This window comes from Achromobacter sp. SD115 (assembly GCF_017355315.1).
GTDB classification, from domain to species: domain Bacteria; phylum Pseudomonadota; class Gammaproteobacteria; order Burkholderiales; family Burkholderiaceae_B; genus Achromobacter; species Achromobacter xylosoxidans_B.
On the sequence record NZ_JADIJM010000019.1, the window covers coordinates 141021 to 152010 of the forward strand.

7 protein-coding genes are annotated in these 10990 nt (G+C 67.9%); all 7 read right to left on the bottom strand.

Annotated elements, in window-relative coordinates; translation table 11 throughout:
* Nucleotides 1-23: 23 nt before the first annotated feature.
* Nucleotides 24-1547, bottom strand: coding sequence for an efflux transporter outer membrane subunit (locus IPU70_RS24110; protein WP_207471117.1), 1524 nt, complete (start codon nucleotides 1545-1547; stop codon nucleotides 24-26).
* Complete coding sequence (locus IPU70_RS24115) at nucleotides 1544-4657, bottom strand: multidrug efflux RND transporter permease subunit (protein ID WP_207471119.1); 3114 nt, start codon at nucleotides 4655-4657, stop codon at nucleotides 1544-1546. Before IPU70_RS24115 ends, IPU70_RS24110 begins: the two co-directional genes overlap by 4 nt.
* On the bottom strand, nucleotides 4654-7752 hold the full coding sequence (locus tag IPU70_RS24120; RefSeq protein WP_207471121.1) for an MdtB/MuxB family multidrug efflux RND transporter permease subunit: 3099 nt from the start codon (nucleotides 7750-7752) through the stop codon (nucleotides 4654-4656). Before IPU70_RS24120 ends, IPU70_RS24115 begins: the two co-directional genes overlap by 4 nt.
* Before the next feature lie 13 nt (nucleotides 7753-7765).
* On the bottom strand, nucleotides 7766-9037 hold the full coding sequence (locus IPU70_RS24125; RefSeq protein ID WP_207471123.1) for an MdtA/MuxA family multidrug efflux RND transporter periplasmic adaptor subunit: 1272 nt from the start codon (nucleotides 9035-9037) through the stop codon (nucleotides 7766-7768).
* Between the two features lie 230 nt (nucleotides 9038-9267).
* A complete protein-coding gene (gene zapD / locus IPU70_RS24130) occupies nucleotides 9268-10020 on the bottom strand; it encodes a cell division protein ZapD (protein ID WP_207471125.1) in 753 nt (250 codons plus the stop codon).
* Nucleotides 10021-10080: 60 nt separating this feature from the next.
* Nucleotides 10081-10710 carry a dephospho-CoA kinase gene (gene coaE, locus IPU70_RS24135; protein ID WP_207471127.1) on the bottom strand — a complete coding sequence of 210 codons (630 nt, stop codon included), beginning with the start codon at nucleotides 10708-10710 and terminating at the stop codon, nucleotides 10081-10083.
* Nucleotides 10711-10741: 31 nt separating this feature from the next.
* On the bottom strand, nucleotides 10742-10990 hold a 249-nt coding region (locus IPU70_RS24140; protein ID WP_207471129.1), incomplete at its 5' end, for an A24 family peptidase.

Sequence of the window (10990 nt, forward strand, 5' to 3'; positions counted from 1 at the left end):
CACGCATCCGCGCGGTGGAACCTTCAGGGCCGCGCGGGCGCTGCTGCCGCAGGCGCGGCCTGATTGTCCGCGCGCGCCTGCGCGCCGGCGGGAGGCAAGCCCTCCCAGCCGCCGCCCAGCGCCACGATCAGATTGACGCTGGCCGTGAAGCGGTTGCCCAGCAAGCTCAGCGCATTGCGTTCGCTGTTGAGCGCCGTGGCGTCCACCACCGCCACGCTCAGGTAGTCGACCAGGCCAGCCTTGTACTGGTTCTGGGTCAGGCGCAGCGATTCGCGCGCCGCTTCGAGCGCGCGGCGCTGCACTATCTGTTCGTTTTCCATGACGCGCAGCTGGATCAGGTAATCCTCGACCTCGCGCAGTCCGGTCAGCGCCGTCTGACGGTAAGCGGCCGCCTGCGCGTCGTAGGAGGCGCGGGCCTGTTCCACTTGCGCTTCGCGCGCGCCGCCGTCGAATATCGTCAGCGCCAGCGCTGGTCCCAGCGACCAGAAGCGCGCCGGCGCCGTCAGCAGTTCCGCGAACTGGCCGTTGCGGAAACCGCCGTCGGCCGACAGCGTCAAGCTGGGGAACCACGCGGCCTGCGCCACCCCGATCTGCGCATTGGCGGCGGCGGCGCGCCGTTCGGCCGCCGCCACATCGGGCCGGCGCTCCAGCAGTTCGGACGGCAGGCCCACCGGGATCTGCGGCAGTTGCAGCGCGAACACCGTGGGCGGCAAGCTGAACTGCGATGGCGCCTGGCCCATCAGCACGGCTATGGCGTGTTCGAGCTGGCCGCGTTGCCAATCCAGGTCGATGGACTGGGCGCGCGTGCTTTCCACCTGCGTGCGCGCCACGGCCACGTCGGCCTGCCCGGCCACGCCCACGGCGTAGCGGTTCTGCGTCAGCTGCAAGGATTTTTCGTAGGCCGCCACGGTGGCGTCCAGCAGACGCTTCTGCTCGTCCAGCACGCGCAATTGCAGGTAGGCCTGCACCAGCGCGGCCTGCGCGCTCAGGCGCGTAGCGCCCAGGTCGGCCAGGCTGGCCGCGGCGCTGGCTTCCGAGGATTCGACGCTGCGGCGCACGCGGCCCCACAGGTCCACTTCCCAGCTGACGCTGCCGGTCAGCGAATACTGGTTCGAGACATTGCTGCCGGAAGAAGAGGTGGAACCGCTCTGCCCGCCGCCGCTGCCCGAGCGCGTCATGCCCGCGCCCGCGCCCACCGTCGGGAAGAAACCGGCGCGCGCGCCGCGCACCAGGCCCAGCGCCTGCCGGTAGTTGGCCTCGGCCTGGGCCACGGTCTGGTTCGAGGCATTCAGGCGTTCGACCAAGCCGTTCAAGGTCGCGTCGTCATAGACCCGCCACCAGTCGCCGCGTTCGGCCTGGTCCAGCGGCCGCGCCGGCTTCCAGCCCTCGACCTGGTCCTGCCCTTCCTTGTAGGCCGTGCCCACGTCCAGCGCCGGACGCTGGTAATCGGGACCGACCGCGCAAGCGCCCAGCAGCGCGCACAGCGCGGCTGCGGCGATGCTGCGGGGAAGGAACAGGGTCGGGACAGGCTTGGCGATACGCATCATGTAGGTTCTATGGAAGCGGAAGACCCGTCCTTGGCCGCGCGCCTGCGCGCGGCCCAGAGGCGGAAGCGGTCCAGGTAAAGATAGACCACGGGCGTGGTGTACAGCGTGAGGATCTGGCTCAGGACCAGGCCGCCGACTATGGTAATGCCCAGCGGCTGGCGCATCTCGACCCCGGCGCCGGTGGCCAGCACCAGCGGCAGCGCACCGAAGATGGCGGCCATGGTCGTCATCATGATGGGGCGAAAACGCGTCAGGCAAGCCTGGAAGATGGCGTCGCGCGGACTCATGCCCTGGGTGCGTTCGGCGTCCAGCGCAAAGTCCACCATCATGATGGCGTTCTTCTTGACGATGCCGATCAGCAGGAACACCCCGATCAGCGCGATCAGCGTGAAGTCATGGCGCACCAGCAGCAGCGCCAGCAGCGCGCCCAGCCCGGCCGACGGCAGGGTCGACAGGATGGTCAGCGGATGCACGAAGCTTTCGTACAGGATGCCCAGCACGATGTACATGGTGACCAGCGCCGCCAGGATCAGCCAGGGTTGCTGCGCCAGCGTCTGCTGCAGGGCCGCGGCCGTACCCTGGAAGCCGGCCTGGATCTGGTCGGAAGGCAGGCCGATGCGCGCCACCGCCGCATCGATGGCGCTGGTGGCCTGCCCCAGCGACACGCCCGGTGCCAGGCTGAACGAGATGGTATCGGCCACGAACAGCCCCTGGTGCTGCACGCTGAGCGGCGCGTTGGCGTTTTCCAGGCGGGTGAAGGCCGACAGCGGCACGCGCGCGCCGGCCGCGGTGATGACCTCGACCTGCCGCAGCGACTCGATGTCCTGCGCGAACTTCGGGTCCACGCCCAGCACCACGTGGTACTGGTTCAGCGGCCCGTACATCACCGACACCTGGCGCTGGCTGAAGGAGTTGTTCAGCACCGTGGAGATGGTGGACATGCTCACGCCCAGGCGGGTCGCGGCCTCGCGATCGATCACCAGATTGATCTGGCGGCCCTTGTCCTCGACGTCGGTGTCGACGTCGGTGATCTCGGGAATCTGCGCCATCGCCTGCTGCACCTTGGGCATCCAGGTGCGCAGCAATTGCAGGTCGCCCGCCATCAGCGTGTAGTCGTAGGAGCCCTGGCTCTGGCGGCCGCCGATGCGGATGTCTTGTTGCGACACCAGGAACATGCGCGCGCCCGGCATGTTCTGCAGTTTGCCGCGCAGCCGGTTGATGACCACGTCCGCCGAGACCTGGCGCTCTTCCAGGGGCTTCAACTGGATCTGCATGAAGCTGCTGTTGCTGCCGCCGCGTCCGCCGGCATAGCCCGTCATGCTCTGCACCGCCGGATCCGCCAACACGACCTTGCGCAGCGCCTCCAGCTTGGGCAGCGTGGCCTGGAACGAGGTCCCCTGGTCCACCCGGAAAAAGCCCAGCAGCTGGCCCGTGTCCTGCTGCGGGAAGAAACCCTTGGGCACCACGGTGTACAGGTAAACGTTCAGGCCCACCGCGACCGCCAGGATCAGCATCATCAGCCGGCTATGCGTCAGCGCCCAGCGCAGGCTGCGGCGGTAGCCGTCCAGCATGGATTCAAAGCCGCGCTCGGACCAGCGGGCCAGCCGTCCGGGCGGCTTCTCTTCGGGGGCTTCCTGGCGCAACAGGCGCGCGCACATCATCGGCGTCAAGGTCAGCGACACCACCAGCGACACCATGATGGCGGCCGACAACGTCACCGCGAACTCGCGGAACAGCCGCCCGACCACGCCGCCCATCAGGAGGATGGGGATGAACACCGCCACCAGCGACAGGCTCATCGACAGCACCGTGAAGCCCACTTCACGCGAACCGCGCAGCGCCGCGCGCATCGGCGACATGCCCCGCTCCACATGGCGCATGATGTTTTCGAGCACCACGATGGCGTCGTCCACCACGAAGCCGGTAGCCACGATCAGCGCCATCAGCGAAATGGTGTTCAGCGTGAAGCCGCTGAGATACATGACGCAGAAGGTGCCGATCAGCGACACCGGCACCGCCACGCTGGGAATGATGGCCGCGCGCCAACGCCGCAGGAACAGCAGCACCACCAGCACCACCAGGCCCACGGCGATGATCAGCGTCAGCTCGGCTTCATGCAGCGACGCGCGGATGCTGGGCGTGCGGTCCTGCGCCACCGTCATATGGGCGTCCGCCGGCATCAGGGCCTGCAGAATGGGCAACTGCGCGCGCACCGCGTCCACCGCTTCGATGATATTGGCGTCGGCCTGGCGCCGCACGATCATCAGGATGGCCTTGCGGTCGTTGTAGAAGCCGGTCTGGTACAGGTCCTCGACCGAATCCTCGACCCGGGCCACGTCGGACACGCGCACTGGCGCGCCGTCCTTCCAGGCGACGATCAGCGGCCGGTATTGCTCGGCGCGGCTGAGCTGGTCGCTGGCCATGATCTGCCAGTGGTAGCGGTCATTCTCCAGCACGCCCTTGGGACGGTTGGCGTTGGCGTTGGCCAGCGTGGCGCGCAGTTGGTCCAGCGACACGCCGCGGTTGGCCAGCGCGCCCGGCAGCACGGTGACGCGCACCGCCGGCAGCGAACTGCCCCCCACCGTCACCTCGCCCACGCCGTCCACCTGCGACAGCTTCTGCGCCACGATGGTCGACGCGATGTCGTAGAGTTGGCCCTGACTGAGCGTGTCGGACGTCAGCGCCAGGGTCATGATGGGCGCGTCGGACGGATTGGACTTGTGATACGTGGGATTGCTGCGCAGGCTGGTCGGCAAGAGCGAGCGCGCCGCATTGATGGCGGCCTGCACGTCGCGCGCCGCGCCGTTGATGTCGCGCGACAGATCGAATTGCAGCGTGATGCGAGTGGAACCCTGCGAGCTGCTGGAAGTCATCTCGGTGACGCCGGCGATGCTGCCCAGCGAGCGCTCCAGCGGCGTGGCCACGCTGGACGCCATGGTTTCGGGACTGGCGCCCGGCAGGCTCGCCGATACCGAAATGGTGGGAATGTCCACTTGCGGCAGCGGCGCCACGGGCAAGAGGAAGAACGACAGCATGCCTGCCAGCACAACCGCCAGGCTCAGCAGCGTGGTCGCTACTGGCCGGACGATGAAAGGTGCCGACAGGATCATGACGCATCCCCCGCCTGCGCCTGATCCACGCCGCGCCAGCGGCGCGACATGCGGTCGAACATCAGGTAGATGACGGGCGTGGTGAATAGCGTCAGCACCTGCGACAGCAGCAGCCCGCCCACCATCACCAGGCCCAAAGGCTGGCGCAGTTCCGCGCCCGTGCCGGTCGACAGCATCAGCGGCAGCGCGCCGAACAGCGCGGCCAGCGTGGTCATCAGGATGGGCCGGAAGCGCAGCAGCGCCGCCTCATGGATGGCCGCGCGCGGGCTCAGGCCGCGCTTGCGCTCCGCGTCCAGCGCGAAGTCGATCATCATGATGGCGTTCTTCTTGACGATGCCGATCAGCAGGATGATGCCGATGATCCCTATCATGTCCAGCTCGGTGCCGCTGATCAGCAAGGCCAGCAGCGCCCCCACGCCGGCCGAGGGCAAGGTCGACAGGATGGTGATGGGATGGATATAGCTCTCGTACAGCACCCCCAAGACGATGTACATCGTCACCACCGCGGCCAGGATCAGCCACAGGGTGCTGGACAGCGAATTCTGGAACGCCAGCGCCGCGCCCTGGAAGCGCGTCTCGACGCCGGTGGGCAGGCCGATCTCGGCCTCGGCCGCGATGATGTCCTCCACCGCGCCGGACAGCGAGGCGCCCGGCGCCAGGTTGAAGGACACCGTCACCATGGGGAACTGGTCCAGCCGGTTCACGGCCAGCACGGTCTTGCCCTCGCTGATATGCGCCACCGACGACAGCGGCACCTGCGCGCCGGTCGAAGTGGGCACGTGAATCTGCCCCAGCGAGGCTGGCGTCACCTGGAACTGCGGCTCGACCTCCAGCACCACGCGGTACTGGTTGGATTGCGTGAAGATGGTGGATATCAGCCGCTGGCCGAAGGCGTTATACAAAGCCTCGTCGATCACCGCCGCCGTGATGCCCAGCCGCGACGCGGCGTCGCGGTCGATCTCGACCCAGGTCTGCAGGCCGTCGTCCTGCAGGTCGTCGGTCACGTCCTTCAGGCCGGGCACCTGGCGCAAACGGTTGACCAGCTTGGGCGTCCATTCGCTCAGGACTTTCAGGTCGGGATTGGACAAGGTCATCTGATACTGCGTGCGGCTCACGCGGTCTTCGATGGTCAGGTCCTGCACCGGCTGCATGTAGACCGTCAGGCCGTCCTGCTTCGCCAGGGCCTGCTCCAGCCGCGCCATCACCGTGCGCAGGTCGCCGTTGCGCTCGGATTGCGGCTTGAGCGCGATCTGCATGCGGCCGGCGCTCAAGGTGGCGTTGCTGCCGTCCACCCCGATGAAGGACGACACCGCCTGCACGTCGGGGTCCTCCAGCACCAGGCGCGCGGCCGTGCGCTGGCGCTCGGACATGGCCGGGAAGGAGATCGATTGCGGCGCCTGGGTGATGGCCTGGATCAGGCCCGTGTCCTGCTGCGGGAAGAAACCCTTGGGAATCACCAGATAAAGCAGCACGGTCAGCGCGAAGGTCGCCAGCGCCACGATCAGCGTCAGCGGCTGGTGGCGCAGCACGACCTGCAGCCAACGGTCGTAGCCGGCGATGACGCGGTCGATGAAGGCGCCCGTGGCCTGATGGAAGCGGCCATGCTTCTGCTCGGACTCGGCGCGCAGGAGGCGCGCGCACATCATCGGCGTCAGGGTCAGCGACACCACCAGCGATATCAAGATGGACACCGCCAGCGTGATGGCGAACTCGCGGAACAGCCGCCCCACCACCTCGGTCATGAAGAGCAGCGGGATCAGCACCGCGATCAGCGAAAAGGTCAGCGAGATCAGCGTGAAACCGATCTGCGAAGCGCCCTTGAGCGCGGCCTGCAGCGGCGTTTCGCCCTCCTCGATGTGGCGGGCGATGTTCTCGATCATGACGATGGCGTCGTCCACCACGAAGCCGGTGGCGATCGTCAGCGCCATCAGGGTCAGGTTGTTGATGGAGAAGCCGGCCAGATACATGATGCCGAAGGTGCCCACCAGCGACAGCGGCACCACCACGCTGGGAATCAGCGTGGCCGTCAGGCTGCGCAGGAACACGAAGGTCACCATGACCACCAGGGCCACGGCCAGCATCATCTCGAACTGCACGTCGGCCACCGAATCGCGGATGGTCTGGGTGCGGTCGGACACCACGCTCACGTCCAAAGTCGCGGGCAAGGCGGCGCGCAGCTGCGGCAGCAGCGCCTGGATCCGGTTGACCACGTCGATCACGTTGGCGCCCGGCTGGCGCTGGATGTTGAGCAGGATGGCGGGCTTGTCGCCGGCCCAGGCCGCCTGGCGCGTGTCCTCGGCGCCTTCGACCGCGCGCGCCACGTCGGACAGGCGCAGCGGCGCGTTGTTCTTGTAGGCGATGATCAGGTCGTTGTAGTCGGTGGGCGTCTTGAGCTGATCGTTGGCGTTGATGGTGGTGGAGCGCTGCGGCCCGTCCAGGTTGCCCTTGGGCTGGTTGACGTTGGCGCCGACGATGGCCGTGCGCAGGTCCGACATCGCCAAGCCGTTGGCCGCCAGCGCCTGTGGATTGACCTGCACCCGCACCGCCGGCCGCTGCCCGCCCGCCACGCTGACCAGGCCCACGCCGGGAATCTGCGACAGCTTCTGCGCCACCCGCGTATCCACCAGGTCGCGCACCTGCGGCAGCGGCATGGTGGGCGAGGTGATGGCCAGCGTCAGCACCGCCGCGTCCGCCGGGTTGACCTTGTTGTAGGTCGGCGGCACCGGCAGGTCGCTGGGCAGCAGGTTGGAGGCCGCGTTGATCGCCGCCTGCACCTGCTGCTCGGCCACGTCCAGCGGCAGGGTCAGGTTGAACTGCAGCGTGATGACCGAGGCGCCGCCCGAACTGGTGGACGACATCTGGTTCAGGCCCGGCATCTGCCCGAACTGCCGCTCCAATGGCGAGGTGACCAGCGAGGTCATCACGTCGGGGCTGGCGCCGGGATACAGCGTCACCACCTGGATCGTCGGATAGTCCACTTCCGGCAGCGCCGAAACGGGCAGCAGCCGGTAGGCGATGAAACCGGCGATCAGAATGGCCACCATCGACAGCGTGGTGGCCACCGGACGCAGGATGAACAGGCGCGACGGGCTCACGATGTTTCCCGGCTTATTTCGACGGCGGCGTGGTGCCGGCCGGGGCGCCCGCGCCCAGGTTCTTGTCGCGGGCGGCGGGGATCACGTCCGAGCCGCCAGCCACTTCCACCTTGGCGCCCGCGCGCAGGCGATCGGTGCCTTCGACCACCACCCGGTCGCCGGGCTGCAGGCCTTCGTTGACGGCCACCATGCCATTGTTGACCGCGCCCAGCTTCAGCTGGCGCACCTGCACGGTATTGTCCGGCTGCACCAGGAACACGAAGGCGCCGGCCGAACCTTGCTGGATGGCGGCGGTGGGTATCGCGGTCACATCCTTGCGCGTGAGCACATGCAGGCGCACGTTGACGAACTGGTTCGGGAAGAGCGCGTCGTCGGCGTTTTCGAAGCGCGCCTTCAGCTTCAAGGTACCGGTGGTCACGTCGATCTGGTTGTCCATGGTTTCCAGCTGGCCGGTGGCGATGCGCCGGGTGTCGGCGCGGTCGTAGGCGTCCACGGCCAGCGTCTTGCCGGCCGCGATCTCGGCGCGCACTTCGGGCAACTGGGTCTCGGGCAGCGTGAACACCACGGAAATCGGCTGGGTCTGCGTGATCACCACCAGGCCATTGGTGTCAGAGCTGGACACCAGATTGCCGCGGTCCACCTGGCGCAGGCCCAGGCGGCCGCTGATCGGCGCCGTGATCCGCGCGTAGTCCAGTTGCAGGCGGGCATTGTCCACATTGGCCTGGTCGCTCTTGACCGTGCCCTCGTACTGGCGCACCAGCGCGGCCTGCGTATCGACCTGCTGCTTGGCGATCGAGTCCTGCTTGTACAGGGCCTGATAGCGCTGCAGGTCGCGCCGCGCGTTCTCCAGCTGCGCCAGATTCTGCATCTGCGTGCCGCGCGCCTGGTCCAGCGCCACCTGGAACGCCCGCGGGTCCACCTGCGCCAGCAGGTCGCCGGCCTTCACGCGCTGACCTTCCTGGAACGCCACTTCCACCAGTTCGCCGCTGACCCGGCTGCGCACGGTAACGGTGTTGTAGGCGGTGACCGTCCCCAGCGACTTCAGGTAGATGTCGATGTCCTGCTTGGTGGCCGTGGCAACGCGCACCGGCACCGCCGGCGTCATCATGGCGCCCGCCGGCGGCCTGCCGCCACGCGCTCCCGGCCCGCCTGCCCCGCCCGGCTTGGCCGCGGGCCGCAACACCAGCCAGGCGACGCCCGCCGCAACTAGCAATACCAACGCCAGCCCAAGCAGGCGGCGGCGGGTCCAACGGGTGGGCGGAGATACGGGACGGCTATCAGGCATGGAACAGTTCCGGCACGGGCGGAGAAAGCCGTATTGTGTACCAGACCGTCCCGGTTTCCAGCGCCGCGCTCCTTAGTTGAAACTGGGAGCAACAGGAATATGGGCGGAACGGAGGCGGGGCGCCTTACCCCGGGTGCTTGGCGGGCCCTGCCCCGCCCAAGCGCTGCTCGATGGGATACCCGCGTCGGGTGACGGTCTTCTTGCGCGGGAACTCTCGCGCCACACCCATCCTATGAGCTGCAGAGGGTCATCTGGAAGGGCACGTCGCGGGCGACCTGCTGAGGCTTGAACTCCCCGTCCTGGGTCGAAAAACGTATCCAGATCATGTACTTATTCGCGCTGATCTCGGGAAATACGCCCTGGGACGGGTCCAGCCAGACCCGCAGCAGCTGGAACTGTTTGCCGCCCAGCATCTGCTGGTAAGCCCCCTGCTCGCCCACGATGTCGGACTTGCGGCCGGACTCGCGCAGCAGGCGCAGGGCCAGGGTCAGGCCGTCATACAAGGGGATGAAGGGCGCCACCCAGGCCTGCAGGTCGGCGCAGCGGGCGGCCTCGGATTTGTTCTGCCAGGCGAAGTACGACGGCATGTCGACCTGCGTGGCGCTGCCCGGCACGGACAAGCGTCCGCGCAGGCTGGTCAGCCATTCGTTTTCGCGCAGGGACTGGCCGGTCTTGCCGGGCGCGGCCAGCGCCGTGGTCACCTTTTCCATTTCGCGCAGCATGGCTTCGAGCGCGTCCTGCGCCACGCCGGGGTGATCGCGCAGCCCGACCAGCGCCATGCGCTGGCGCTCCAGGTCTTGCAGGACCGCGCCCTTCACGTCGGTGCGTTCGCAGGCGTCGAGCAGATCGAACAGGGAGGTGACGGCAACCTGATGCAGGCGCGAGTCCCCCTCGCGGGCAAAGAAGAACAACCTGTCGAACAGGTATTCCAGCCGCAGATAAGCGCGGATGCGCTCATTGAAGGGGTATTCGTAAACAATCACGCTTCTTTACAGGCCCATCTGTGTTTGGCCGGTTGGCCAATGTGATTCAGGGGTGCCAGCCTAGCCTGGGGCTTGCCGGCCCGTCGTGCTCGCCAGCGCAAGCCAGCGGTCATGCAGGGTCTTCGCCTGCGCGCGCAATTGGTCCGGCGTAGTGCCGCCGTCATTGACGATGACGTCGTCGGCGACTTCCAGACGGCTTGCCCGCGCAGCCTGTGCCGCCATGATACGCCGGATGGCTGGCTCCGTCAGCCCGCTGCGCTGCCGCACCCGCGCCACCTGCGTGTCGGGGTCGCAGTCGACCACGCAGATGCGGTCCAGCCGCGCCCGCCAGCGCGGCAGCGATTCCACCAGCAGCGGCACCACGAAGACCAGGTAGACGCCACGCGCCGCATCGGCCTGGCGCTCGGTCTCCTGCCCGATAACGGGATGCAGCACGGCTTCCAGCCGCAAGCGCACTTGCGGATCCGAGAACGCCTGGTCGCGCATCCAGGCACGGTCCAGCGCGCCGTCCGGCGTCAGCGCGCGCGGGCCGAACTCGCGTTCGATCGCGGGCATGGCCGCCCCGCCCGCGGCGGTAAGCGTACGCGCGATCTCGTCGGTATCGACCAGCGTGGCGCCCCATTCCGCGAGCATGTCCGCGACCCGGGACTTGCCCGACCCGATGCCACCCGTCAGACCTATTTTCAACATACCGCCCATCCCATGCAGGGCATGACCCGCCCTATTGCAAAAACTGCCCCAGCCCAAGTTCGCCGCCCACCAACAGCGTCACCACGCCCGCCAGCGCAAGATAGGGTCCGAAGGGCAGCGGCTGTCCGCGGCCGGCGCGGCCGCTCAAGGTCAACGCGCCGCCGATCAGCACGCCCAGCAGCGACGCGCTCAGCAGCAGCGTCGGCAGGGCCTCCACGCCGAACCAGGCGCCCAGCGCCGCAAGCAGCTTGAAGTCGCCGTAGCCCATACCCCCGCGTCC